The following is a 23,570-nucleotide window of genomic DNA, read 5'->3' as shown; positions in this document are numbered from 1 at the left end:
CTTAACCATACAAACTCTAAGAGTTTTGTAGTGTTTACCAAGATTTGTCAAAGAAGACATAAAAATATATACGCTTGCGTAACGTATTTTACTAATACAAAGCCTGATTAAAGACGAACGAATTCAAGAACAAAACAGCTTTTCTAATTAACTTTTTAGCTTGGCGACAATAGCGCTGTGGTCCCACCTGATCCCTTTCCGAACTCAGTAGTGAAACGCAGTTGCGCCGATGGTAGTGTGGGGTCTCCCCATGTGAGAGTAGGTCATCGCCAAGCGCCTAATTAAACAAACCCAGTAGGTCTTTTCTTACTGGGTTTTTTTAATTCTGTTGATTTATGATGACCTACTCGAGAGTAGGGCGAGTTTGCCGACAGGCAAGGGTAACGAGCAATGTCCACCCATCGCCAAGCGCCTAATACGAAACATCCCTGTTGACTCACGTCAGCAGGGATTTTTTCGTTTTAGCCACTTGATAAATGGGGCCTACTCTCACATGGGGAAGGTGGACAGTCTGCAGTAGGCAGTATCAAATCATGGGATAGTAGGGCGAATATTGCGAAGCGATGGTTCATGAGGAATGTTCACCCATCGCCAAGCGCTTCTGCGTATCAATAAATTCCCAAAGAGAAAATACATATCGGGCTTCGCACAATTGACCGCCTAAAGACCGACCCACGGTTTTAGCATGTTGAAGCAATGACTACTCAAACATGGGTAATAGTTGCTTGGCAGTGGTATTCATACTATGCAATAGCAGGTGAATATCGTGAAGCGACAATTCATAAGTTGTGTCGCATATCATCACGCGACTCTGCGAATCAAAAAATATCCCAAAGATAAAACTATGTCGCTCTTCTCCCTGTCGCCCCTGAAGGCTATCCAGCTCAATATTTTTATACAATTAGCCATTATAGAAAATAAAAAACATTAAGAAATCATAATAAGTTATTGTTTAAGCATTTGTTATTATTGCATTAATTTAAAATTAAACGTCAAAATAGTGTATCATTTTTGTTCTCTTTACTTTTGAAGCTTTAGGCAATCTCATTTAGTGATATAATTTGCGGCTAATTTATTTACTGGAGTTTTCCATGAACCCAAACCACATCGTTACTACTATGATCTCTGAGCAAGAGATTAAGACTCGCATCCAAGAGATGGCGAACGAAATTAATGAGCGTTATAAAGATACGGATGGTCTTGTGCTGATTGGCTTATTACGTGGCTCTGCTATATTTTTAGCGGATTTAGCGCGTTTAATTACGGTTCCTGTGATTCTAGATTTCATGGCAACGTCAAGTTACGGTAGCGGTACAGCAAGTTCAGGTGATGTGAAAATATTAAAAGAGCTTTCGGAAAATATTAAAGGGCGTGATGTTTTAATCGTTGAAGATATTATCGATACGGGTAATACATTAACTAAAATTAAAAAAATGCTACTTTTACGCGATCCAAAATCTTTTGCCATTTGCACTTTATTAACTAAACCTTCACGTCGTGAAGTTGAAGTGGATGTTGATTGGATTGGTTTCTCTATTGAAGATAAATTCGTTGTTGGTTATGGGATCGATTACGCTCAGTTTTACCGTAACCTCCCTTACATTGGCTACGTTAGTTTTACTTAATTAAGGCTGTACACAGCATGTATGCAATCGATCTAAAAGGTATTACGAAAATTTATAAAGGTGGCGTAGAAGCTCTTAAAGGGATCTCATTACAGGTTCAAGAAGGAGATTTTTATGCACTGTTAGGTCCTAATGGCGCAGGTAAATCGACTACGATAGGTATCATCTCATCGCTAGTCAATAAAAGTGCTGGCAAGGTGACTGTTTTTGGTTACGATTTAGATACTCAATTAGAGCAGGCTAAAAGTCAAATTGGACTAGTCCCGCAGGAGTTCAACTTTAATCAGTTTGAGCCACCCTTGCAGATATTAGTTAACCAAGCAGGTTACTACGGGATTAAGCGTAAAGAAGCGCTTGTGCGTGCAGAAAAATATCTTAAGCAATTAGACCTATGGGAGAAGCGCGACCAGCCTTCTCGTGAACTATCTGGTGGTATGAAGCGTCGCTTAATGATTGCACGTGCTTTAATGCACGAGCCTCGTTTACTGATTCTGGACGAACCTACCGCGGGTGTCGATATTGAAGTGCGTCGCTCTATGTGGGAGTTTCTTCAGCTAATCAATCAGCAGGGCGTTACCATTATATTAACCACCCACTATCTAGAAGAAGCTGAAATGCTGTGTCGAAATATCGGTATCATCGATAAAGGTCGTTTGGTCGAGAACACTAGCATGAAGTCTTTACTCGGGCGTCTTGGTACCGAGACCTTTATTCTGGATGTTGATCCTCCAACACATTTGCCAAGTAGTGATGCATTCAGTATTAAACAAACTGATGAAGTGACATTAGAGGTTGAGATTGACAAAGCACAGTCGCTGAATAAAGTTTTTTCTGAGTTAAGTGCGCAAGGTATTCGTGTTAACAGTATGCGTAATAAAGCTAATCGTTTAGAAGAACTCTTCATCGAACTTGTTGAAAAAGGAGCGAAAAATGTTTAATCCTAGTTATTTAGTCGCTCTTAAGAGCATATGGCGTAAAGAGACTAACCGTTTTTTACGTATTTGGGTGCAAACCTTAGTGCCACCCGTTATCACCATGAGCCTGTACTTTGTTATTTTTGGTAACTTAATTGGCTCTCGTATTGGGCAGATGAATGGCTTTGATTACATGTCATTTATCGTACCAGGTTTGATCATGATGTCTGTTATCACTAACTCTTACTCGAATGTAGCCTCTTCCTTTTTCAGTGCTAAATTTCAACGTAATGTAGAAGAGTTACTTGTTGCACCAGTCCCTAATTACGTGATTATTTGGGGTTATATTGGTGGTGGTGTCACACGTGGGTTAATGGTTGGTTTCATGGTTACCTGTGTTTCTCTGTTCTTTGTAGACCTACATATTTTTAATATGTTTATATTAATATTAAGCGTGCTTTGTACTTCAGTACTGTTTTCAATTGGCGGATTATTGAACGCTATTTTCGCTAAAACATTCGATGATATTAGTATTATTCCAACTTTTGTTTTAACACCACTGACTTATCTTGGCGGTGTGTTTTACTCGATCAATTTACTGCCTGAATTTTGGCAATCAGTGTCGCATTTTAATCCTGTTTTTTACATGATTAATGCATTCCGCTATGGATTTTTAGGCGTTGCTGATGTCTCATTAGTCTGGTCATTTTCAGTTATTACAGCATTTATTGTTGGTTTATATAGCTTAGTAGCTATTTTACTGAGTAAAGGAATAGGTATCCGCTCATGAGTGAATTAGGTAATTCTCGTGTTATTACGAGTAACCAAGAAGGTTTAAATGAACAATTAGATGGGGTGGTGCTTAAGCATTTACAGCATCCATTTCGTAAACCTTATCAAACGCATACCTTAGAAGCCTTTAGAGAGATCGAAAAATGGGTTGAGCAGCAGGGTAAGCCAATTATTTTCGACTCTTGCTGTGGTGTCGGTGAAAGTACTTATCATTTAGCGAAAGCACATCCTGAAGCTATTGTACTTGGAATGGATAAATCGGCGGATCGTTTAGCAAAACACGGTTTTGATGTCGTTGATAATTATCGTTTGTTGCAAGTGAACCTCAATGATTTTTGGCGTTTAGCGGTCGAAGCAAATTGGACGCTTTCACATCATTATTTGCTTTATCCTAACCCGTGGCCGAAGTCGAAACATTTACAACGTCGTTGGCATGGTAGTGCAGTATTTCCCTCTATCATTACATTAGGTGGTGAGTTAGAACTACGTAGTAATTGGGACATTTATATCAAAGAGTTTGCTCGAGCATTGAGCTTAGCGGGGCAAGAATCGAAGGTAGAAGGTTATCATGCTGATAGTGCTATAACGCCTTTTGAACGTAAATACTGGGCAAGTGGGCAGACTTCTTTGCGTTTAACTTCTACATTAAAATAATATAAATAGTCGTTAATTGAAATTTAATTTCCCTTTATTCGTTCTATTCTCATAGAGAAAGTTAAACCGAGTGAATAAAGGGATATACTATGCTGATCAAAAACACGGCTAAATCAGATTTAAAAGAATCAAGCTTAACCAGTGAAACTCATTATATCGAACGTCGTTCTTTATTAAAAAAGCTTGGCATTGGGCTTGCGTCGATCCCTTTTATTCCTGCTGCTCAAGCGGGATTATTTGATGCTTTTTCTAGTGATGCCGATGCGCCTGATAATAGTGGCCTGCTTTTTCAGCGTACGCCATTAAACTATAGCAGTCCTCCAAACTACCAAGCATTAACCCCGCTAACACCTGAAAAGAAAATCCTGCAGTATAATAATTTTTATGAATTTGGGACCGGTAAAGGTGATCCCTTTGAATTTGCACAGCAGTTTAAAGTTGATCCTTGGTCGTTAACGATTGATGGCATGGTTGATAAACCTATCACATTAAATTATGAAGACTTGCTTAAAACATTCGATATTGAGGAACGTTTATATCGCATGCGTTGTGTTGAAGCTTGGTCGATGAATATTCCCTGGTTAGGCTTCCCCCTTGCTGCATTATTAAAATCTGTTTCACCAACTTCATCTGCAAAATATGTGCGCTTTGAAACCTTGCATGATGAAGAACAGATGCGTGGTCAAGCATCGCGTCGAATCGGTGGTGGTATCGATTACCCTTACGTAGAAGCATTACGCTTAGATGAAGCAATGAATCCACTCACTCTTCTCTCTGTTGGTTTATATGGCAAAACTTTAGCACCACAAAATGGTGCACCTATTCGTTTAGTGGTGCCATGGAAGTATGGCTTTAAAAGCATTAAATCCATTGTACGTATTACATTAACGGATAAAGAGCCGATAAATACGTGGAAGAAAATTGCTCATTCAGAATATGGTTTTTATGCCAATGTAAACCCTAGTGTTGATCATCCGCGTTGGAGCCAAGCTACTGAACGCTTTATTGGCGAGGGCAGTGTATTTGCGCAAAAGCGTAAAGAAACATTGATGTTTAATGGTTATGCCGATGAAGTTGCGCATCTTTATAAAAACCTCGATCTGAAAAGAAACTATTAATGAAAATTTCACCTCGAGGAATTTTTTACTTGAAAGGGCTGATACATCTGTCAGCCCTAGCAACTTTTATCTGGCTCGCCTATTTGGTTGAACAGGATCACCTAGGTGCGGATCCAGTTAAGGAGATGATTCATTTTCTGGGGAAAACGTCACTTAATTTTTTATTTCTTACTCTATTAGTGACCCCATTAATAAAGCGCTTTAAGCAGCCTTTATTGATTCGCGTACGGCGTTTATTAGGTTTGTATAGTTTTGCGTGGGTATGTTTACACTTAATTGTCTTTGTTTGGTTAGAGTTAGATTGGCATCTGCTGTTATTCTTTGATGAGGTTGTTAAGCGTCCCTATTTAAGCCTTGGTGCGATTACATGGGTCATTCTACTGCTATTGAGTATTACCTCTATTAATGCCATTAAGCGAAGTATGAAGCGAAATTGGCTGACTTTGCACCGTTTTGTTTACTGGGCACTATTATTTGCGACGATTCATTATTATTGGTCTGTAAAATCAGGATTAATTGAAGCAAGTATCTATTTAGCTGTTTGTGTTTTCTTACTGTTTGAGCGTAAACCCTACTTTCTATCACTCTTTAAACGGCGCTAATTACCTCGTTTTATTCGCAATAACAAAAAGCCCAATAACAGAAAACTGTTATTGGGCTTTTTAGTGTGCATCAAACTACTTAAAACTAAGCAACTTGCATTGGTACATCTTTACTTGTGCGTACGATATTGTTATCCGCATCTAAATAAACCAAGCTTGGTTTATGCACTGCAATCTCTTCTTCATTCATGCTTGCGTAAGCACAAATAATAACGCGATCACCTACCGCTGCCATACGTGCTGCTGCACCATTAACAGAGATTATTTTTGAACCACGCTCACCAGAGATAGCGTAAGTAGAGAAACGCCCACCTGTTTCGATATTATAGATTTCGATTTTTTCGTATTCTAAAATACCCGATTGATCAAGAAAGTCTTGGTCAATTGCACATGATCCTTCGTAATTTAATTCAGCATGTGTTACGCGCGCTTGGTGAAGCTTGCCAGTCAACAATGTTTTTTGCATACAAAACCTTTCTTATTCATTTTAAATATTTGCTGATTTTTTCAGCAAGAATGCGACTATAAAGTAAATTCTTTAACGGTGCAAATGCTCCTTTGAAGTAAACCTTCAAGGTTGCGCTGCTAATTTAAGGTAACTACTTTATTATCAATTAAACGGGTTGCGCCTAAAAAGGCCGCCATCAATATAACTGCTTGTTTTGTTTCTGAAGTAACGGCCTGTAATGTCGAAACATCAACAATATGAATGGCGTCAGTATCAAAACCGCCAGTTTCTAATTCTCGGCAAGCATCATGAATTAACAAAGAATGTTGTGTGGTGTTATTGATTACATCATCACCGAGTTTATTCATCACTTTTGCTAATAATGGCGCAGTTAGTTTTTCTTCTTCAGAGAGTTTGTTATTACGTGAACTCATCGCTAAGCCAGAAGCTTCTCGTACCGTTGCCACAGGAATAATCTCAATAGGCATCGCCATATCTGCGACCATCTGTTTAACGATAGCTAATTGTTGGAAATCTTTTTCACCAAAACACGCATAATCCGGCTGTACTAGATTAAATAGTTTGTTAACAATGGTGCTCATGCCACGAAAGTGGCCTGGGCGCAGTTCGCCCTCTAGACAATCTGATAACCCAGGTACTTCTACGTAGGTTTGTGCTGCTAAACCGTTAGGGTAGATAACCTCACTACTTGGGGTGAATACAATATCAACACCCGCTGCTTGAAGTGCTTGGCAATCAGCCTTTAATGTTTTTGGATAATTATTCAGATCGTCAGCATTGTTAAATTGCATCGGATTAACAAAAATACTGACAACAGTAATAGGCGCAACTTTCTGTCCCTGTTTAACGAGCTCTATATGGCCACTATGCAGGTTACCCATCGTTGGGATAAAGCTTATCGCTTTACCTTGCTGTTTTAACTGTTTAATCGCTTCACGCAATTCAGAAGGAGAATCAATCACTAACATTTTTCTATACCTAATCTATCTATCGCTTATCAGTACGATTTAATAAAAACTGTGTTCGTCAGCAGGGAAAGTGCCTGCCTCAACCTGTTCTTTGTACAGTGCGACTGCACGGCGTATATCGCCAGTCTCAACTAAAAAGTTTTTTGAGAATTTAGGGCAGAAGCCGGCAGAGATACCAAAGGCATCGTGCATCACTAAAATTTGTCCATCGGTTTGTGCGCCGGCACCGATACCAATGACAGGAATCGTTAATGCTTTACTAATGCGTTCTGCAAGCTGTACTGGTACGCACTCGAGTACTAATAGCTGCACACCAGAGGCCTCTAGTAACAATGAGTCACTAAGTAGTTTCTCAGCCTGTGCATCTTCACGGCCTTGTACGCGATAACCGCCTAATACGTTAACCGATTGTGGTGTTAAACCTAAGTGTCCACAAACAGGAATGCCACGTTCGACAAGTCCTTTAACTGATTCAGCAACCCATTCGCCACCTTCAAGTTTTACCATGTTTGCGCCTGCACGCATTAATATTGCTGCATTATCATAAGTTTGTGCCGGTGTGCTGTAACTCATGAAGGGAAGATCGGCAATAATCAGGGATTGTTTTGCTGTGCTTGCTACTGAAGTTGTGTGGTACTTAATGTCATCAACGGTTACTGGTAGCGTTGATTCATGGCCTTGTAAAACCATGCCTAACGAGTCTCCAATCAATAAAACTTGAATCCCTGCTTGGTCAAAAATAGCAGCAAAACTCGCATCGTAAGCTGTTATACAGGTGATTTTTTGATTGTTAGTTTTCATTTTAGCTAAATGAGAAACGCTAATTCGAGCCATGTTAACTCCGTCGTTGGAAAATTTTTAAGTTTTATTAAAGGTGATCAATGTCACTTATCGTGGTCAGACCATTTTTATCACATAATTCGGTTAATTGCGATAAGTGAGTGCCATTTGGTAGTGTTAAATTTGGTGCTATTTCAAGTAGAGGGTAGAGCACAAACTCTCTCTCATGCATACCGTAGTGAGGAACAGTGAGTCGTTCACACTGTAGCTGTTGGTCATTGTATAAAATAATATCTAAATCTAACGTGCGTGGTCCCCAGCGATTATCTTTGCGAACTCGGCCTTGATTTTGCTCTATTGCTTGCAGTGCATCTAATAGTTCGATTGCGCTAAGTTTGGTGTCAATTTCAACCACCGCATTAATATAATCGGGTTGATCCTGTGGCCCCATCGGTGCGCTACAATAAAGTGAACTACAGCCCGTTAACTGGCTGGTTGGGAGGTTTTTTAATGCTTCAATTGCTTGTTGTGCTTGTTTGATAGGATGTTGTTGATTGCTGCCTACCCCGATATAACTGATCATTACGCTCACTACTTATGTATGTTATTTAAGGTTTACCCGTTGAGCAGATATAATTCACTCAACGGGTCTACAAAACTCAGTATAAAAGGATACTTTTACTCACTGGTTTTTGCTGCAGGTTTTTTATAGCGACGTTTTTTATAGGGCTTCTTAGCGGCTACATTTTGATCATCAGGCTTTTGCTCTGTTGAGCGGTTATTACGTTTGCGGCTGTGATCATGTTGCGGCAGTTCATTGTGTAATTGATACTCCTGCCACCATGCGGTGAGTTCTGCAAGTTCTTGGCTTTGTTCTACTTTTGCACGTAGCTCTAAGAAGTCAAAAGCGGCTCGGAATTTAATATGATGGAACACACGTTGTGCGCGTTTACCGCCGTAACGAGGTAGACGCAGCTGCAGGCTCCATATATCACGAATTGTTGCCGTAAAACGTTTAGGGATGGCGATGGTTTTCACTTGAATGGATAATACTTCATTCATCGCTAGTAAGAACGCATCGTGATATTCCATACCACTTTCAAAGCTGATTGCATGTGCACGCTGTTCAACCGGATACCAAAGCATAATCGCGTAGATGTAAGCTGGAGTAACACGCTTACCTTCTAAAATGCGTTGATCGCTATCTTTTAGTGCTTGCTCAATCATGCTGTTTGCTTTGTCATCCTCACCCTCTTTAAAGAGAACTGGGAATAGCACTTGAATTAGTTTGTATTCTTTTAGTAAGCGATAAGTATCTAAACCTTGGCCAGATAGTAAAAGCTTGATCACTTCATCAAAGTGACGTGCAGCTGGAATATCTTGTAATAGAGGAGCTAAGCGGCGGATAGGCTCTGCACATTCTTCAGTAATTTCCAGATCAAGTTTTCCAGCAAAGCGGATCGCACGTAACATACGCACAGGATCTTCACGGTAACGAACTTCAGGATCGCCAATCAGCGTTAAATTTCGCTGTTCAAGATCCTGCATGCCCCCACAAAAGTCGTATATTGAATAATCTGCAATATCGTAATATAACGCATTAACAGTAAAATCACGGCGCTCTGCATCTTCTTCAAGGGAGCCATAAACGTTATCACGGAGTAGCATGCCACCCTGCGATTGTTTTACTTTTTGCTTGTCTTGACCATTATCATCATCATGATGACCACGGAAAGTTGCCACCTCAATAATCTCACGACCAAATAAAATATGTGCTAAGCGGAAGCGACGACCAATTAAGCGACAGTTACGAAATAAGGCTTTAACCTCTTCCGGTGTTGCATTGGTAGTGATATCAAAGTCTTTTGGTTTTAAACCAAGTAGCAGATCACGCACACCGCCACCCACGAGTAGGGCACGGAAGCCGGCATTGTGTAAACGGTAAAGTACTTTTAAAGCATTATCATCAATATCGTTACGCGAAATAGAGTGTTGGCTTCGCGGGATTTTGTAAGCGTCGTATGTTTCCGTTGCTACTTTTTTAGTGTTTTCTTCATGAGACTTTTTATCGCCTTTTTTAAACACTCTTTTAACGAATTTTTTTAATCGTTTGATGATCTTATCCTCGATATGATGATTTAAAATTGAAGCGCCTATTTTATGTGCACGCCCCGATAAACACAAATTAATTTATACCTGAATCTCGGTTTGCCTAGGTACCATGTTTAATTGCCAGTTTGCAACAGCCCACTTTAGGATGATTGAGCAACTGCTTTTATCAATTAAATCTGCCGTTGGTAGTCCTAAGAAAGAGAGTGCTTGTATTAGCGTTGGTATTGGATCTTGTTTGTCTATTGCTAATGCATGGTTCTGTTTTGAAAGCTTAAACCCAGGCTTTGTGACTGCTAGGGGTAAGTGTACATAGGTTGGAACTGGCTTACCTAACAATTGGTATAATGAAATCTGTTTTCCGGTTGTTGGCAGCAGATCTGCTCCACGTACAATTTCTGTAATACCTTGGTTAATATCATCTATCACAACTGCTAAATTATAGGCATATAATCCATCTTTACGCTTAATAATAAAATCTTCGTCAGCTTGTTGTGCATCTAATGTGATATGACCCTGTAATTTATCCTGAAAATGCGTGATTGGTGCCGCTAATTTAGAGACATTAATACGCAATGCATTATTGTTATTACTGAGTTTTTTATCTCGGCAATGACCTAAATATAAACCACCTTGTTGCTTGATAATCTTACGTGTGCAAGCACAGGCATAACTGAGCTGTTGCTGATCAAGATGTGCCAGTACCTGTTCATAAGCGACACTTTGTTGGCTTTGATAAATAACGCTATCATCCCAATTTAATCCATAAGCTTGTAAGGTATCAAGAATGTCTTCGCTAGCGCCTGCTACTTCACGTGGCGGGTCAATATCTTCAATGCGGACTAACCACTTACCATGTTGAGATTTAGCTTGTAGGTAGCTGCCAAGGGCTGCGATGAGCGAGCCAAAGTGAAGTGGACCTGAGGGTGACGGGGCAAAGCGACCAATATAAGCGGTGGATTGGGACAAATAAAACTCCATAAACAAAAACGGCTAGCACTTGGCTAACCGTTTATCATTAAAGCGGGCAGAATTAACCGATGATCTGCTTCTCTTTAATTTCAGCAAGCGTTTTACAATCGATACAAAGATCTGCTGTTGGACGTGCTTCTAGACGACGAATACCAATTTCGATACCACAAGAATCACAGAATCCAAAATCATCTTCTTCTAACTTCTTCAATGTTTTAGAGATTTTTTTAATTAAACGACGTTCACGATCTCGTGCACGTAGTTCTAAGCTGAACTCTTCTTCTTGTGTTGCACGATCCACTGGATCTGGAAAATTAGAAGCTTCATCTTTCATGTGGTCAACAGTACGGTCAACTTCTTCACGAAGTTGTGTGCGCCATGAGTCAAGAATGGTTGTAAAGTGCTCCATTTGCTCCGGGCTCATGTACTCTTCATCTTTCTTTACTTGATACGGCTCAACACCAGCAATGGCTAGAATGCCTAATGTTTTTTTTGTTTTCGTTGCGGGCATAGTATTTTCCTTTAATCAAAGCGTATAAATATAGAACTTTAATCCAATTATTAATTAACAGAGAAGCTGTCGTTATTTGATGCTAAAATTGACTCTGCTCATTTTCGGCGGCTATCTATAGCAAATTTAAAGTCTTGAGTCAAATAACCTGATTTGTTTTGTTAAGTTGAATCTTAGTTTTTCTGTTTAAATGGCGAGCATTTAACCACTTTATCGTTTTACTTTCTGAAGGAGCAGGCGCTTATTTTGTCCTCTTTACCTATTCAATCTGTGCTTAGTGAGATTAAATCTAGCTTATCAACTTCCCCGCAAGTTATCTTACAAGCACCTCCTGGAGCTGGGAAATCAACTTTTTTACCCTTTAAAATAGTGCTAGAAAAGTGGTTTGACGGCAAGGTAATTATGCTCGAACCGCGTCGTTTGGCAGCAAAAAATATCGCTTATTACTTGGCATCACTATTCAATGAAGAAGTTGGGCATTCAATCGGTTACCGAATGCGCGGTGAAAGTCGTGTCGGTAAAAATTGTAAATTAGAGATTGTCACCGAAGGTGTATTAACGCGTTTACTACAGAACGATCCTGAACTGACTGGCGTAGATCTGCTGATCTTTGATGAGTTCCATGAACGTAACTTGCAGGGGGATATCGGCCTTGCGTTAGCGTTGGATGTACAAGCTGGATTACGTGATTCGCTAAAACTACTGATCATGTCTGCAACACTTGATAATAGTCAACTTCAGGAGAAATTGCCCGATGCGCATTTTATTAGTTCGCAAGGGCGCAGTTATCCTATTGAAACCGTTTATCAAAGTGATTTAAAAAACAATAAACATAACATGGTAGCGGAATTAGTTAAGCTAACGCTACGTGCTTTTAATGAACAAAGCGGTAACATTTTAGTTTTTGTTGCGGGTATTAAAGAGATCAAGCAATGTCAGACGCTGCTCAAAGCCCATCTTTCAGAACAAACGATCATTGCGCCGTTATATGGTGCGCTGACATTAGCAGAGCAACAGCTTGCAATTAACAACTGTGCAAAAAACACACGTAAAATCGTGATTGCAACTAATATCGCTGAAACTAGTTTAACCATCGAAGGGATTAGTGTTGTTATCGATTCTGGATTTGAGCGTAGCATGAGTTATCAAGCGCAATCGGGCATTGGTAAACTACAAACACAACGTATTAGCGAAGCGAGTGCGACGCAGCGTGCGGGTCGTGCGGGTCGTTTAAGTGCGGGGCACTGTTATCGCTTATGGTCTTCTGAAGTACGTTTAAGCCCACAAAGTGAGCCAGAGATTAAACGCTGTGAACTAACGTCATTGATGTTAGAGCTACTTAATTGGGGTGTCAGCAGTCCACAAGCACTGACGTTTATTACCCAACCGCCACAGGCAAATATCGATACTGCCAATGCGCTCCTAGCAACCTTTAATGCTATCGATGCAAAAGGGCGAATTACCAAACATGGTCAGGCAATTAGTGCATTGGGTGTTAATCCCCGTTTAGGCCATCTATTAATTACAGCACAGCAACTACCTTTCGATGGCATTATTGAACTTGCGTGTTTGTTAGTTGCGCAACTAGAAAGCAATGAAAAAGCGGGGGATGATCTGGAAGCATTGATGCTTAAACCGAGCTACGCCGTTAAGCAGCAACAAAAACAGCTCTTAAAAAAATTAAATGTAAGAAATAGTCAGGTGGCGATTGCTACTGATCATTGTGGTTTATTACTTGCGATTGCTTTCCCCGACCGCATTGCATTGTCACGTGATAATAAAGAAAGCTACCAATTGAGCAGCGGCATCGGGGCATCATTATGGTATGAATCCCCCTTAATCGGACAGAAAATGTTGGTGGTCGCAGACCTCGCTTTTTCTGAGCGCAGTGTAAACAGTGTTATCTATAAAGCGGCTTCCGTTTCTCTGGCTACACTTAAACAACATTTAGCGCACTATTTCCAAGAGGTTGAAACGTTATATTGGTCGTTTGTTGGTAAACCGAAGTTGATTGCTGAAAAGCGCTTGATGCTCAATAAATTATGCATCTCTAAACAACCCCTTATCGACGTTGCTAATAATAAGAAAAGTGCAGCACTCATTGAGGGCATCAAAAAAGCTGGTTTATCAGTACTCACTTGGTCTGATGAGAACCAACAACTGTTAGTGCGCTTACAAACGGCTCAGCAACAATATCAACGCCATCACTATAAAATAGAGTTTGCTGATTTTAGCGCAGAAAGTTTACTGGAAGAGCTTGATGACTGGTTAACGCCATTTCTGACGGGTATCAATAAACCTGAACAATTAAAGCGAGTAGATCTAAAAGGGGCTTTGCTCGCGCGTTTAAGTTGGCCGGTTTTACAACAGTTTGAACAGCATTTCCCTACTCATGCAGTGGTACCGACTGGGTCTAAGATTAAAATCAATTATCGAGACAATGAAAGCCCGGTTCTTTCGGTACGTTTACAAGAGTTATTTGGGCAGCAACAGACTCCTTGTATTTTCGAAGGACGTATCAAATTACAATTGGCACTGTTATCTCCAGCGCGAAGGCCGCTACAATTAACACAGGATTTGACGACTTTTTGGCAAGGCGCCTATGAGGATGTTAAAAAAGAGATGCGTGGTCGTTATCCGAAGCATTATTGGCCTGATGACCCGTTGCAAGCGCAAGCAACTAAACGTACTAAAAAGTATATGTGATCTGAATTATAGAGAAGTGATAATGTTTAATTATAAGTAAAAGCATCCCTTCATTTTAAGTTACAGTATTGCTCAACTCGCGTTCAGGTTATTAAGTAGAAAATAGATGGCACAAAATAAAAAAACAGTAACGGAAAAAAACGTTAAGACTAAAGCTGTTAAGAAGAAAACCGGTAAAAAGAAAAGCACCGCTAAAAAAGTCCAAAAGTTATCATTAAAGCAGCGTTTTTTACGTTTTATTTGGTCCCTATTTTGGAAAAGTAGTCTCGCTGTTATTGCCCTAATGGTGATCGCGGGGATCTATTTTGATAAAAAAATTGAACGCCGATTAGATGGATCTGCATGGACGTTACCTGCGCAGGTTTACGCTCGGCCGTTAGTATTAGATACGCAACAATCGATAACGCAGTCTGCGCTGATCAAAGAGCTTAGGCTATTGAACTATCGTCCCGTTGAAGTTGTGAATAGCCCCGGACAGTTCTCGGTTAAAGGTGAGCGAGTAACTATTTTTCGTCGTGCTTTTGATTTTCCAGATACCTTAGTAAGCAAAGAGAAGGTAAACGTCACCTTTGTCAATGATCAGATAGTGACAATTAGGGACAGTAGCGCTAACGATCTGCAGCATTTTCGCTTAGACCCCTTACTTTTATCGCGTTTGCATTCGTCTCAGATAGAAGATCGTGTCTTTGTTCCTTTTGAAAAGATCCCGGATCTTTTCATTGATACTCTATTGTTGATGGAAGATAGAAATTATTACCACCACCAAGGTGTGTCACCTTTTGCAATTGTGCGTGCATTTATCGTTAATTTTAAAGCGGGTTACACGGTACAAGGCGGAAGTACGTTGACGCAGCAGCTAGCAAAAAATCTATTCTTAACCCAAGAGCGTAGTTTGTGGCGTAAATTTCAAGAAGCCTACATCGCAGTATTGATGGATCATAAATACAGTAAGGATAGGTTATTAGAAGCTTATCTTAATGAGGTTTATCTGGCACAAAATGGGAAAAGTGGCGTTTACGGTATTGGCCTTGCGAGTGATTTTTACTTTGCACGCCCTATTAACGAACTACGTATTGAACAGGTCGCCTTGCTGGTGGCTATTATTAAAGGGCCATCTTATTACAATCCGAGGCGTAATCCTGAACGTGCTTTAGCAAGACGAGATTTAGTATTACGCATGATGGTTGAAAATGGCCTAATTAATAGTAATGATTATAAGTATGCGGTATCTGACTCTCTGATGTTGAGTAATAAATACGCATTAAATCATCGTGCTAACCCTGCTTTTATTAGTTTTTTACACCGTGAATTACGAGAGCAAGTACCTGCGGCGGTAAGACAAACCAGCGGTATGCATATCTTTACCTCTATCGATCCGGTTGCACAGCAGGATGCTGAATTTGCGGTTCAGAAGGGATTAGAGCTGGTTGATAAAGATAAGCAAAAAGGATTACAAGGTGCAATGGTCATCAGCGATCGTAAAGATGCAGAGCTGCTTGCGATTGTCTCTGGGCGCGATGTAAAATTTAGTGGCTTTAATCGTGCTTTAGATGCAAATCGTCCAATTGGTTCACTAGTTAAACCGGCGGTTTACCTAACGGCACTCGAGGCGGGTTACCATTTAGATGATAGGTTGAATGATAAACAAATTGTATTGAAAAATAGTACGGGTCAGCGTTGGCAGCCTAAAAACTATGACCGCAAATTTCGTGGAGAGGTGAGTTTTGAGGAGGCATTATATCGTTCCCTGAATGTGCCCACTGTTAACCTGGGTATGCAAGTTGGATTGAGAAATGTGATCAACAGTCTGCATAAAATGGGCATTAAAGAGAAAATTAAAGCCTATCCTTCATTGGTATTAGGCAGTGTATCGTTGTCACCTTTTCAAGTAGCACAAATGTACCAACCGATCGCGACACAAGGGCGTTATCAATCATTACAAATGATACGTAGTATTAGCTCGAAGCAGGGGGAGTTACTGTATAAGCGCCATCAAAATGGCGAACAGCGCTTTTCAAAAGAGGCGGTTAAGCAATTAACTGATACCTTGCATAAAGTGACCACAGAGGGAACAGCGCGCAGTTTACGTTGGCGTAATCCTGGGCAAAGCTTTGCGGGTGGGAAAACGGGCACCACTAATAATTTAAAAGATAGTTGGTTTGTTGGTTTCGATGATAGAGAAGTAGTGACGACTTGGGTTGGGCGTGATGACAACCAAAGCGCGAAGTTATCTGGAAGCAGTGGGGCGCTGGTACTTTTCTCAAATTATATGAAACAGAAAAATTAGAATGACAGATGATAGAAAATAAGGAAAAACCTGTGACTGAACCATTAATCTCCCTCGAGCAATTATTGCAAAAATTCAGTGATAATAGGAGTTGGGATAAACAGTATCGCTTGATTATTCAACTTGGGAAAAAGTTGCCTGTACTTGATGAGTCTGAAAAAACAGAGGCTAATCAAGTAAAAGGCTGTGAAAGCATTGCTTGGTGTGTTGTTGAACAACATGCGGCGGTGTTTCACTTCAAAATGGACAGTGATACACGTGTTGTAAAAGGCTTGATGATGATCCTACTGATCATTTTTCAAGATAAAACAGGGCAACAAATAAAAGATGTCGATATCGATTCTTTGTTTGAAAAATTAGGGTTATTGAGTCACCTCAGCCCTTCACGTGCTAATGGTCTATTAGCGATTGTAGAAAGAATAAAAGCGGCGGAAAGTAATCATGGCAACCACTAAGAAAGAAACCCCTAAAGCGTTACACCCGCGTAATAAGCACCACGGAAAGTATGACTTTAAGGTGTTATGCAATGCGCTGCCAGAATTAGAGCCCTTTGTATTTACTAATCCATACGGAAATTTAAGCATTGATTTTAGCGATGCTAAAGCCGTTTTAGCACTCAATCAGGCATTATTAAAACAGTTTTACGATGTTGATTTTTGGCAATTACCTGAAGGATATTTATGTCCACCGATCCCTGGACGAGCGGATTATATCCATGGTTTAGCGGACCTGCTTGCTGATGAACAAGGAAACCTACGCACCGGTAAGCAAATCAAGGTGCTCGACATTGGTATGGGCGCAAACTGTATTTATCCGATTATTGGTAGCCAAAGTTATGGTTGGTCATTCGTCGGCACTGATATTGATCCTGTTGCTATCAAAATGGCGGGGCTGATTGTAAAATCGAATAAAAACCTTAATCAATATATTAAGCTACGCTTGCAACAAGATAAAAAATCTATTTTTAAGCATATTATCAAGGACAATGATAAGTTCTCACTTACCATGTGTAATCCACCGTTCCATGCATCAATGGAAAAAGCACAGGCAGGCAGTGCACGTAAGGTGACCAATCTTAATAAGGGCAAAGCAGGCCATTTACAAGTGCAGCAAGCCAAGCAGAAAGTTGAACTTAACTTTGCCGGGCAAGAGAATGAGCTTTGCTGCGTAGGTGGCGAGATAGCGTTCCTGAAGCAAATGGCGACTGAGAGTGTTGAATTTGCTCAGCAAGTCAGGTGGTTTTCAAGCCTTGTTTCTAAATCAGAGAACGTAGCACCGCTGAAAAAACTCTTAACACAACTTAATGCGAAGCAGATTAAAGTGGTGAAAATGGCACAAGGACAGAAGGTGAGTCGTTTTATAGCGTGGTCATTTTAATCATTGTCCAAAGCCCAGAGGTCAATCTCTCACAAAAACAATCGTTCTTTTGAATAAGCTTATAGGAGTAGTCTAGGCTTATTCAAACACTTCACTATGGAAGGGGAGGTAAAGATGTCTATGCGGAAGAAAACTTTATTTATTGAACTTATTTTCATCATATTAATAAATGTAGTACTGCTATTTGTATTTATTGAGGTGGATCTCTTTCAGCGTTTTTATCATTTCACACAAAATAATGGTTTGCTTAAATGGGGTGAACTGTTGTTACTCTGCATTAGTATATTACTCAGCACGCTGTATATATTCGCTCGTTTATGGCGAAAAAGTGTTATTTATGCTCGCTTAACTAAGCATTCTGCGTCAAAAGACCCGCTCACTAAATTACTTAATAGGGGCACGCTAGAGCATGCTTTAGCAACGGAGTGGGATCGCTACCTACGTTACCATGAAGATTTCTGTTTGGTATTATTTGATGTAGATGATTTTAGCGATATTAATGAAAATTTAGGACATATTGAGGGCGATAGAGTGCTAATGGATATTGCGCAAAAGGTCTCTTTAAATACGCGTAAAACCGATTCTGTTGCACGTTGGGGAGAGGAAGAGTTCTTGATTCTTTGTCCTGTTTGTAAAGCAGAACAAGGTGCAGTGTTGGCAGAGAAGCTTCGCGCGATGATTTATCGTACCTTAAAAGATGGTATCGAGCTCAGTGCAAGTTTTGCGGTAGTGCAATCAAAACCAACTCAATCCTTTGATGATCTGATGAAGCGAGCTGACTTTACTTTGCATAAGGCGAAAAAGCGCGGCAAGAATTGTGTGGTAACGGGGTAGATTGAATTAATCAGGGATAAATATTAACGTTATCCCTAATGATCTTCATTTATCTTAGCTAGATGAATAAATATTATTCCTGCTCTAGTTCATCTTCTTTTGGCACATAAAAGCGTGCAAACAATAAACCAATCTCAAATAGGATTAACATCGGTATTGCTAATAGTGTTTGTGAAATGACATCTGGCGGCGTTAATAACATACCAAAGACAAAGGCACCCACCACGATATAGGGGCGTTTTTGCTTCATTTTTTCAGGGGTAGTTGCACCTGTCCAGCACAATACTAAGGTGGCAATGGGAATCTCAAAAGCTAATCCAAAAGCAAAAAATAGTTTCAATACAAAATCTAAATAGCTACTGATATCGGTAGCAATAGTGACACCTTCAGGTGCGGTACTGGTAAAAAATGAGAATGCTAAGGGGAAAACTACATAATAGGCAAAGGCCATACCGAGGTAAAAAAGTAACGCACTACTAATTACCAGCGGGGCAATAAGGCGCCTCTCTTGTTTATAAAGACCCGGCGCAATAAATGCCCATACTTGATGTAAAATAGCCGGTATCGCAATAAAAATAGAGAGAACAATGGTTAACTTTATAGGCGTAAAGAATGGTGTTGCTACACCTGTTGCAATCATACTAGCGCCTTCAGGCAACTGGCTAGTTAATGGAATCGCAAGGTAATGATAAATATCGTTAGCAAAATAAACCAAGCTTAAAAACAGCACTATTACGACTGCAATGATACGTAATAAACGATCGCGTAACTCTAATAGATGGCTAATGAGCGGCAGGCTATGTTGTGTAGATGCTGAACCCGTTTCTGTTTGCTTGTCGCTTTCACTCATCTATTTTTTTACCCTGTTGTTCTGCGTTTATCGGTTGTTTTATATCAGATTCAGCTGTGAGTGGTTGTTGTTTATCTTGTTTCTCAGATTTGTAAGGTTGTGCCAAGTCCTGTGCACTTTTTTTCATCTCATTGATTGATTCTTGAAGATCGGGATCAAGGCTTTGCAGTCCATCTTTGCTCGCTTTGATCATATTTTCATTCATTTCATTGAGCTCATGCAGCTTTAGTTCTTCAGTGATCTCTGATTTGACTGCATTAGCCATGCCTTTGGCGGTATTAATCCATTGCATGACGCTACGAATTGCCGTGGGCAAACGTTCAGGACCTAATACGACGAGACCGACAATGGAGATCAGGGCGATCTCCCAAAAGCCAATATCAAACATTATGCTTGGTCTTTTTCTTTGCTTTTTTCGGTACTGCTTTCGCTGTTAAAAGAGGCATCCTGTTTTGGACTCTCAATTTTTTCTTCACTCTTTTCTGCGCTCTTATCTTCGTCGCTCATCGCTTTTTTGAAGCCTTTTACTGCACCACCAAGATCACCGCCAATACCGCGTAATTTCTTAGTACCAAAGAGTAAAATCACAATCACAGCGATGATAACTAACTGCCAAATACTGATACCGCCCATAATATATTTTCCTTTAATTTATTATTGTATTGAAAGAGTTGTTTTTATTAGAGTGCTTTATAACAAATTTTATTCATTATTGGTATGACGCCATGCAAGGAACCATGCAAAAAGCCCGGGAATACCTGCAATCATAGCTAAGTTTTTATCTGTTTGTAGATAAGCTAATGTTGATACTAATGTTAAGGTGGCTGCAATGCCAATATAAAAGTAACTTTTACTGTTTTTTTGTTGCTGCTTTGTAATTGATACAATTAATTGTTTTTGTTGCTTTTGTAGGGATTTTCCACTTGCCAAATTATGGTAAACAAGTTCTGGAAGATCGGGCAATTTCTCTAACCAAAAGGGCGCCTTTTGCTGTAATTTTTTGAGTAGGTTCGTTGGGCTAACCTGCTCTTTCATCCAATCCTCTAGGAAAGGTTTTGCTGTATCCCAAAGATCTAGTTGTGGGTACAGTTGTCGTCCTAATCCTTCTATATAAAGTAAGGTTTTTTGTAATAAGACTAACTGAGGCTGAACCTTCATATTGTAACGGCGCGCGGTATTAAACAAATTGATAAGCACCGCTGCAAAGGATATTTCAGACAGTGGCTTTTCAAAAATCGGTTCACATACGGCACGAATCGCAAACTCAAACTCCTCTAGCGGGGTGTCCTCTGGTACCCAGCCAGAATCGATGTGTAGCTGAGCAACTTGACGATAATCTCGATTAAAAAAGGCTAAGAAGTTTTCCGCTAAATAGCGTTTATCTTCATTATTCAGAGTACCCACGATACCACAGTCAATACCTATCCAAAGAGGGTCTTCTGGGTGATCATAGGATACAAATACGTTGCCAGGATGCATATCAGCATGAAAGAAACTATCTCGAAAAACCTGGGTAAAGAATGTTTCAACACCACGTTCAGCAAGCAGTTTTAAATCGGTACCTTGAGCTTCTAATGCGTCGATGTCGGAGACGGGAATACCATAGATACGCTCCATGACTAATACATTTTTAGTACAGTAGTCAGAATAAATTTCTGGTACGTAAAGTAATTTTGACCCTAAAAAGTTACGTCTAAGCTGAATCGCATTAGCGCCTTCACGCATTAAATCTAACTCATCAATAATGGTTTTTTCATATTCGTAAACCACTTCAACAGGGCGTAAACGTTCAGAGTCTTTAAGAAAGCGCTGCATCAGTTGTGCAAGCCATTTCATTAATTGAATATCGGCTTGAATGGTTTTTTCTATTTCAGGACGGATAACTTTAATAACTACTTCGCGATTATCTTCGCGCAGGGTTGCCGTATGTACCTGTGCAATTGACGCCGAGGCTAATGCGGTTGCATCAAAGTTTTCAAATAGCTCGTCAATGGTTTTACCGAGTGAGCTTTCGATCTGTTTAATGGCTAATTCACCACAAAAAGGCGGCACATTATCTTGTAAATAGGCAAGTTGGTCTGCATAAATAGGCGGTAGTAAATCGCGGCGAGTAGAAAGCATCTGTCCAAGCTTGATATAGATAGGGCCGAGTGATTGTAAGCTTAAGCGTAACCGTTCAGGTAAAGAAAGGTGTTGATGTTTAGTACGTACCCAAAACAGTACGATGCGCATCAATGTATAACTAAATGGGCGATGCTGACGAGGTAACAGTTCAATTAAACCATATTCAACAATGGTTTTATTGATATTGTACAAACGGGATAGTTCTTTAAGTTTGATCATCAACAGTCCTGCATAGATGAAGATAGAGTGCGAGTTAAGTGAGTATTAAAACACTTAGATGATGTTATTAACGCATCATTGTTAATAACGAGCTAGCTGTTTTTCTAATGCTGCGACCTGTTTTTCAATATCGCTTACTTGATCACAAAAGTAGGCCACTTCTAATGGGCCAGGTGCGACTTTAAGCTCTTCGGTAATAATTTCAGTAAGTTGCTTATGTGCTTTATCGCTTTGTTTAGTGAATGTTTTTTTGCATTGTTTGGCATGGTAAACAATTTTATGTGCCAGTAGATCACCCACTTTTTTGGAAAGGTGCTCTTCCCAATCAATATCCATCTCGGTTAATAGTTGTGCAAATTTTTGTACTGTTTTTATGTCACCATCTACTTCTAGCTGACCACTTTTAATTAAATTGGTTAGCTGGTGGTTATCTTGTAGTTCAATTAAAGCTAGAAAATTTACACGAATAAAACAATCAGGCTGTCCTTCAAACTGACTCAATAGATCAATTTGTTGATTGCTAATAACAAAATATAGAGGCTTGTTAATCTCTTTCAATGATACGCCAATAATGGTGCCATCAAGTGCTTTTCGCTTCTGTTTGGCACTGCTATCTAACTGATGCAATTTGTTAACACCGGTTTCTAATAAACCACATACAAGATTATCTAACGGCATAACTTTCTCTCTGTAACGGTTCAGTGCCAATATTTTTGAAGCACTGTATTGAAAAATAGTTTGTGATCGATTTAATTAATACTTATAGCCACGATGTAACGCCACAATGCCTGCACTTAAGTTGAAGAACTCGGTGCCTTCAAAGCCAACATTTTCCATCATCTCTTTTAATGACTCTTGGTTAGGGTGCATACGAATACTTTCAGCAAGATATTGATAACTTTCACTATCGTTGGCAATTAATTTACCTAGTTTAGGCAAGATGTTGAATGAGTAGAAGTCGTAAAATTTGCTCACTGGTTTATAGATTGGTTTAGAGAATTCAAGTACTAATAAGCGACCACCGGGTTTTAAAACACGGTAAATAGATGCGAGTGCTTTATCTTTATCGGTTACATTACGTAGGCCAAAAGCAATTGTTACTAAGTCAAAATGGTTGTCAGGGAAAGGTAATTCTTCAGCATTAGCTTGTACATATTCTACGTTACCTTCGATACCTAAATCACGCAGTTTGCTGCGTCCGACTTTAAGCATTGAGTCATTGATATCGGCTAAGACGACATGTCCTTCTTGACCTACAATACGTGAGAACTTAGCGGTTAAGTCGCCCGTACCACCTGCAAGATCTAATACCTTTTGTCCGTGGCGAATTCCAGAACAATCAATGGTAAAGCGTTTCCAGATACGATGAATGCCCATCGACAGAACATCGTTCATCACATCATATTTAGCGGCGACAGAGTGAAATACCTCAGCAACTAACTCAACTTTTTTTTCCTCTTCAACGGTCTTAAAGCCAAAATGGGTCGTGTTCTCTTCTCTCTCGCTCATGGAAATCTCTTTTTAAATAGATACTTGGATAGGTGAGCATAATAGCAACTTTTTTACAGAAGATCGAAAGCTTGATCAATGTTGCTTTTTGTTACAGTAGATCAATAACCGTTACGATAAAATTGATAGATTAAAACTGATTTTTTTGTA

24 protein-coding genes and 1 rRNA gene are annotated in these 23,570 nt (G+C 39.8%); 12 read left to right on the top strand and 13 right to left on the bottom strand.

Annotated features, from left to right (window positions below; genetic code table 11):
- The first annotated feature begins 159 nt into the window (after positions 1-159).
- From rrf to msrQ, 7 genes are all read left to right on the top strand, one after another.
- Positions 160-275: ribosomal RNA gene (gene rrf, locus QQK09_RS18940) — 5S ribosomal RNA — on the top strand.
- Between the two features lie 816 nt (positions 276-1,091).
- Entirely contained in the window at positions 1,092-1,625 is a 534-nt protein-coding gene (gene hpt / locus QQK09_RS18935) for a hypoxanthine phosphoribosyltransferase (protein WP_348532722.1), read from the top strand.
- A 17-nt stretch (positions 1,626-1,642) separates the two neighbouring features.
- The gene (locus tag QQK09_RS18930; RefSeq protein WP_284205761.1) at positions 1,643-2,563 is read left to right on the top strand and encodes an ABC transporter ATP-binding protein; all 921 of its coding nucleotides are present in this window, start codon (positions 1,643-1,645) and stop codon (positions 2,561-2,563) included.
- Complete coding sequence (locus tag QQK09_RS18925) at positions 2,556-3,329, top strand: ABC transporter permease (protein ID WP_284205760.1); 774 nt, start codon at positions 2,556-2,558, stop codon at positions 3,327-3,329. The genes QQK09_RS18930 and QQK09_RS18925 overlap by 8 nt, the downstream gene beginning before the upstream one ends.
- Entirely contained in the window at positions 3,326-3,985 is a 660-nt protein-coding gene (trmB, locus tag QQK09_RS18920) for a tRNA (guanine(46)-N(7))-methyltransferase TrmB (RefSeq protein WP_284205759.1), read from the top strand. Before QQK09_RS18925 ends, trmB begins: the two co-directional genes overlap by 4 nt.
- An 89-nt stretch (positions 3,986-4,074) precedes the next feature.
- Positions 4,075-5,103, top strand: a complete 1,029-nt coding sequence (gene msrP / locus QQK09_RS18915; protein ID WP_284205757.1) for a protein-methionine-sulfoxide reductase catalytic subunit MsrP — start codon at positions 4,075-4,077, stop codon at positions 5,101-5,103.
- The gene (gene msrQ / locus QQK09_RS18910; RefSeq protein WP_284205756.1) at positions 5,103-5,705 is read left to right on the top strand and encodes a protein-methionine-sulfoxide reductase heme-binding subunit MsrQ; all 603 of its coding nucleotides are present in this window, start codon (positions 5,103-5,105) and stop codon (positions 5,703-5,705) included. The genes msrP and msrQ overlap by 1 nt, the downstream gene beginning before the upstream one ends.
- 85 nt (positions 5,706-5,790) lie before the next feature.
- On the opposite strand, the gene panD is transcribed toward msrQ, so the two are convergent.
- The 7 genes from panD to dksA form a co-directional block, all read right to left on the bottom strand.
- Entirely contained in the window at positions 5,791-6,171 is a 381-nt protein-coding gene (gene panD, locus QQK09_RS18905; protein WP_284205755.1) for an aspartate 1-decarboxylase, read from the bottom strand.
- Positions 6,172-6,290: 119 nt separating this feature from the next.
- Positions 6,291-7,142 (bottom strand): pantoate--beta-alanine ligase, encoded by an 852-nt coding sequence (gene panC / locus QQK09_RS18900; RefSeq protein WP_284205754.1) that lies wholly within the window; start codon positions 7,140-7,142, stop codon positions 6,291-6,293.
- Between the two features lie 39 nt (positions 7,143-7,181).
- Complete coding sequence (gene panB / locus QQK09_RS18895; protein WP_284205753.1) at positions 7,182-7,976, bottom strand: 3-methyl-2-oxobutanoate hydroxymethyltransferase; 795 nt, start codon at positions 7,974-7,976, stop codon at positions 7,182-7,184.
- Positions 7,977-8,010: 34 nt separating this feature from the next.
- Positions 8,011-8,505, bottom strand: coding sequence for a 2-amino-4-hydroxy-6-hydroxymethyldihydropteridine diphosphokinase (gene folK / locus QQK09_RS18890; RefSeq protein WP_284205752.1), 495 nt, complete (start codon positions 8,503-8,505; stop codon positions 8,011-8,013).
- Positions 8,506-8,600: 95 nt separating this feature from the next.
- Positions 8,601-10,007, bottom strand: a complete 1,407-nt coding sequence (gene pcnB / locus QQK09_RS18885) for a polynucleotide adenylyltransferase PcnB (protein WP_431312613.1) — start codon at positions 10,005-10,007, stop codon at positions 8,601-8,603.
- A gap of 105 nt (positions 10,008-10,112) precedes the next feature.
- Positions 10,113-11,012 (bottom strand): tRNA glutamyl-Q(34) synthetase GluQRS, encoded by a 900-nt coding sequence (gene gluQRS / locus QQK09_RS18880; protein ID WP_284205750.1) that lies wholly within the window; start codon positions 11,010-11,012, stop codon positions 10,113-10,115.
- A 52-nt stretch (positions 11,013-11,064) separates the two neighbouring features.
- On the bottom strand, positions 11,065-11,514 hold the full coding sequence (gene dksA / locus QQK09_RS18875; protein ID WP_284205749.1) for an RNA polymerase-binding protein DksA: 450 nt from the start codon (positions 11,512-11,514) through the stop codon (positions 11,065-11,067).
- A gap of 246 nt (positions 11,515-11,760) precedes the next feature.
- On the opposite strand from dksA, the gene hrpB reads away from it, so the two are divergent.
- From hrpB to QQK09_RS18850, 5 genes are all read left to right on the top strand, one after another.
- Positions 11,761-14,220 carry an ATP-dependent helicase HrpB gene (hrpB, locus tag QQK09_RS18870; protein WP_284205748.1) on the top strand — a complete coding sequence of 820 codons (2,460 nt, stop codon included), beginning with the start codon at positions 11,761-11,763 and terminating at the stop codon, positions 14,218-14,220.
- A gap of 106 nt (positions 14,221-14,326) precedes the next feature.
- Positions 14,327-16,507 (top strand): penicillin-binding protein 1B, encoded by a 2,181-nt coding sequence (gene mrcB, locus QQK09_RS18865; RefSeq protein WP_284205747.1) that lies wholly within the window; start codon positions 14,327-14,329, stop codon positions 16,505-16,507.
- Positions 16,508-16,539: 32 nt separating this feature from the next.
- A complete protein-coding gene (locus tag QQK09_RS18860) occupies positions 16,540-16,962 on the top strand; it encodes a SufE family protein (RefSeq protein ID WP_284205745.1) in 423 nt (140 codons plus the stop codon).
- Complete coding sequence (gene rlmF / locus QQK09_RS18855) at positions 16,949-17,884, top strand: 23S rRNA (adenine(1618)-N(6))-methyltransferase RlmF (RefSeq protein WP_284205744.1); 936 nt, start codon at positions 16,949-16,951, stop codon at positions 17,882-17,884. Before QQK09_RS18860 ends, rlmF begins: the two co-directional genes overlap by 14 nt.
- A gap of 114 nt (positions 17,885-17,998) precedes the next feature.
- Positions 17,999-18,718, top strand: coding sequence for a GGDEF domain-containing protein (locus tag QQK09_RS18850; protein ID WP_284205742.1), 720 nt, complete (start codon positions 17,999-18,001; stop codon positions 18,716-18,718).
- Positions 18,719-18,791: 73 nt separating this feature from the next.
- Here the strand turns inward: QQK09_RS18850 and tatC are convergent, their stop codons facing one another.
- The 6 genes from tatC to ubiE form a co-directional block, all read right to left on the bottom strand.
- The gene (tatC, locus tag QQK09_RS18845) at positions 18,792-19,568 is read right to left on the bottom strand and encodes a twin-arginine translocase subunit TatC (RefSeq protein ID WP_284205741.1); all 777 of its coding nucleotides are present in this window, start codon (positions 19,566-19,568) and stop codon (positions 18,792-18,794) included.
- The gene (tatB, locus tag QQK09_RS18840; RefSeq protein ID WP_284205740.1) at positions 19,561-19,956 is read right to left on the bottom strand and encodes a Sec-independent protein translocase protein TatB; all 396 of its coding nucleotides are present in this window, start codon (positions 19,954-19,956) and stop codon (positions 19,561-19,563) included. The genes tatC and tatB overlap by 8 nt, the downstream gene beginning before the upstream one ends.
- Entirely contained in the window at positions 19,956-20,201 is a 246-nt protein-coding gene (gene tatA / locus QQK09_RS18835) for a Sec-independent protein translocase subunit TatA (RefSeq protein WP_284205739.1), read from the bottom strand. The genes tatB and tatA overlap by 1 nt, the downstream gene beginning before the upstream one ends.
- 69 nt (positions 20,202-20,270) lie before the next feature.
- Positions 20,271-21,911 carry a ubiquinone biosynthesis regulatory protein kinase UbiB gene (gene ubiB / locus QQK09_RS18830; protein ID WP_348532721.1) on the bottom strand — a complete coding sequence of 547 codons (1,641 nt, stop codon included), beginning with the start codon at positions 21,909-21,911 and terminating at the stop codon, positions 20,271-20,273.
- Between the two features lie 81 nt (positions 21,912-21,992).
- Entirely contained in the window at positions 21,993-22,589 is a 597-nt protein-coding gene (locus QQK09_RS18825) for a ubiquinone biosynthesis accessory factor UbiJ (RefSeq protein ID WP_284205738.1), read from the bottom strand.
- 75 nt (positions 22,590-22,664) lie between these two features.
- Positions 22,665-23,420 carry a bifunctional demethylmenaquinone methyltransferase/2-methoxy-6-polyprenyl-1,4-benzoquinol methylase UbiE gene (gene ubiE, locus QQK09_RS18820; protein ID WP_284205736.1) on the bottom strand — a complete coding sequence of 252 codons (756 nt, stop codon included), beginning with the start codon at positions 23,418-23,420 and terminating at the stop codon, positions 22,665-22,667.
- Positions 23,421-23,570: the final 150 nt, after the last annotated feature.

This window comes from Psychromonas marina (assembly GCF_030161115.1).
Taxonomy (GTDB): domain Bacteria; phylum Pseudomonadota; class Gammaproteobacteria; order Enterobacterales; family Psychromonadaceae; genus Psychromonas; species Psychromonas marina.
This window is presented reverse-complemented; position numbering and strand designations above follow the sequence as displayed.

Bases quoted from the DNA above. Each gene is read 5' to 3' on its own strand.
- panC (WP_284205754.1), bottom strand. From the start codon at position 7,142: ATGTTAGTGATTGATTCTCCTTCTGAATTGCGTGAAGCGATTAAACAG.
- msrP (WP_284205757.1), top strand. From the start codon at position 4,075: ATGCTGATCAAAAACACGGCTAAATCAGATTTAAAAGAATCAAGCTTA.
- tatC (WP_284205741.1), bottom strand. From the start codon at position 19,568: ATGAGTGAAAGCGACAAGCAAACAGAAACGGGTTCAGCATCTACACAA.
- ubiB (WP_348532721.1), bottom strand. From the start codon at position 21,911: ATGATCAAACTTAAAGAACTATCCCGTTTGTACAATATCAATAAAACC.
- hpt (WP_348532722.1), top strand. From the start codon at position 1,092: ATGAACCCAAACCACATCGTTACTACTATGATCTCTGAGCAAGAGATT.
- trmB (WP_284205759.1), top strand. From the start codon at position 3,326: ATGAGTGAATTAGGTAATTCTCGTGTTATTACGAGTAACCAAGAAGGT.
- rlmF (WP_284205744.1), top strand. From the start codon at position 16,949: ATGGCAACCACTAAGAAAGAAACCCCTAAAGCGTTACACCCGCGTAAT.
- tatA (WP_284205739.1), bottom strand. From the start codon at position 20,201: ATGGGCGGTATCAGTATTTGGCAGTTAGTTATCATCGCTGTGATTGTG.
- panB (WP_284205753.1), bottom strand. From the start codon at position 7,976: ATGGCTCGAATTAGCGTTTCTCATTTAGCTAAAATGAAAACTAACAAT.
- tatB (WP_284205740.1), bottom strand. From the start codon at position 19,956: ATGTTTGATATTGGCTTTTGGGAGATCGCCCTGATCTCCATTGTCGGT.
- QQK09_RS18930 (WP_284205761.1), top strand. From the start codon at position 1,643: ATGTATGCAATCGATCTAAAAGGTATTACGAAAATTTATAAAGGTGGC.
- folK (WP_284205752.1), bottom strand. From the start codon at position 8,505: ATGATCAGTTATATCGGGGTAGGCAGCAATCAACAACATCCTATCAAA.
- QQK09_RS18925 (WP_284205760.1), top strand. From the start codon at position 2,556: ATGTTTAATCCTAGTTATTTAGTCGCTCTTAAGAGCATATGGCGTAAA.
- panD (WP_284205755.1), bottom strand. From the start codon at position 6,171: ATGCAAAAAACATTGTTGACTGGCAAGCTTCACCAAGCGCGCGTAACA.
- dksA (WP_284205749.1), bottom strand. From the start codon at position 11,514: ATGCCCGCAACGAAAACAAAAAAAACATTAGGCATTCTAGCCATTGCT.
- QQK09_RS18825 (WP_284205738.1), bottom strand. From the start codon at position 22,589: ATGCCGTTAGATAATCTTGTATGTGGTTTATTAGAAACCGGTGTTAAC.
- mrcB (WP_284205747.1), top strand. From the start codon at position 14,327: ATGGCACAAAATAAAAAAACAGTAACGGAAAAAAACGTTAAGACTAAA.
- ubiE (WP_284205736.1), bottom strand. From the start codon at position 23,420: ATGAGCGAGAGAGAAGAGAACACGACCCATTTTGGCTTTAAGACCGTT.
- msrQ (WP_284205756.1), top strand. From the start codon at position 5,103: ATGAAAATTTCACCTCGAGGAATTTTTTACTTGAAAGGGCTGATACAT.
- QQK09_RS18850 (WP_284205742.1), top strand. From the start codon at position 17,999: ATGTCTATGCGGAAGAAAACTTTATTTATTGAACTTATTTTCATCATA.
- gluQRS (WP_284205750.1), bottom strand. From the start codon at position 11,012: ATGGAGTTTTATTTGTCCCAATCCACCGCTTATATTGGTCGCTTTGCC.